This window comes from Vibrio sp. Vb1337 (assembly GCF_033338715.1).
Lineage (GTDB): Bacteria > Pseudomonadota > Gammaproteobacteria > Enterobacterales > Vibrionaceae > Vibrio > Vibrio alginolyticus.
In genome coordinates this window covers 1-1,242 of record NZ_JAWOTD010000146.1, presented here as the reverse complement: position 1 = coordinate 1,242, position 1,242 = coordinate 1, and the positions used below count along the sequence as shown (strand labels likewise).

1 protein-coding gene is annotated in these 1,242 nt (G+C 41.4%); it reads left to right on the top strand.

All coding sequences use genetic code 11. The features are described 5' to 3' along the window. Nucleotides 1-361: 361 nt before the first annotated feature. Nucleotides 362-1,012 carry an HAD family hydrolase gene (locus tag R7E42_RS24580; RefSeq protein ID WP_029841171.1) on the top strand — a complete coding sequence of 217 codons (651 nt, stop codon included), beginning with the start codon at nucleotides 362-364 and terminating at the stop codon, nucleotides 1,010-1,012. The last annotated feature ends 230 nt before the right edge of the window (nucleotides 1,013-1,242 follow it).

Sequence of the window (1,242 nt, the reverse complement as noted above, 5' to 3'; positions counted from 1 at the left end):
TGATAAAAAAAAAATTCAACTCAATAACCTAAAAACCAAGTAATGAATTACGACAAGTTTCACGCTTTAACTAGAGATAGTTTTATAAAAACTCTACGGGAATAATCCAAAACATTTAAACAATCAATATTTATAATTGATAAACCACGAAAACATAAACAATACCAATAAGATAATATTGATTAATTAGAATGATTAACGCTGCGCTGTCACCATTTTTGTTTTAGAGCCATAAAGTCACCCTATCGAATAAGACCGCACCCGATTTATACAGCTGCGACAAACAGAAAAGTAAATTTCCGAGAAAATTACGTCGGCTTATGCCAGAATGTGTTCCCTCACTCAACAAGCCTGTAATGTAATGAAATACCAAGCTGCTATTTTTGATATGGATGGTTTACTTCTTGATACTGAACGCGTCTGTATGCGTATTTTCCAAGAAGCATGTGAAGTACAAAACCTTCCGTTTTATGAAGATGTTTACCTATCGATCATTGGCCGCAATGCGGCAGGAATTGAGACGATTTTCCGCAAAGCCTACGGCGAGAATTTAGACCGCCTACATCTTGAATGGCGCACTCGTTACAACGCAGTTGTCAAACACCAAGCCATCCCTGTAAAAGATGGCGTTGTTGAGTTGCTGGAGTGGTTGAAAGCGCAAGGTTTACCTATCGCGGTCGCGACATCTACCGCGAAAGAAGTGGCAAAAATCAAACTGGAATTAGCAGGGTTGAGCAAATACTTCGATAACCTAACGACAGGCTGCGAAGTGAGCCACGGCAAACCCGATCCAGAAATCTATTTGCTGGCAGCGAACCGTCTGGATGTAGAACCAAGCCTATGTCTGGCCTTTGAAGATTCCAATAACGGTGTTCGCGCCGCTGTAGCGGCAAACATGGTCACTTATCAAATTCCGGACTTGGTTGAACCTTGCGATGAGGTGAAACAATTTGGTCACGCTATCGTGCCTTCACTGCACGAAGTATTAGCCGAGCTTAAACAGACTCGCTAATCCTCCTCTGAATACGTTCTAAAGCTCAACATCGACGTTGGGCTTTCGCTTAGTTTCTTACCCATCTCATATTCCCTCTCTTAATTGAATCGATTCCCTCAACCTACACGAATTGAGAATTGAGCCAGTTCACGCCACGAAAGAAAATCAGGTAGTTCAGTGATCAATCAGTGAAACGAACCAGTACAAGTTTGCAACAAATCGTCAATATACCGATTGAAGCACGTTTT

What these genes read in the sequence shown, in the direction of transcription:
- R7E42_RS24580 (WP_029841171.1), top strand. Translation starts at nt 362, where the DNA reads ATGAAATACCAAGCTGCTATTTTTGATATGGATGGTTTACTTCTTGAT.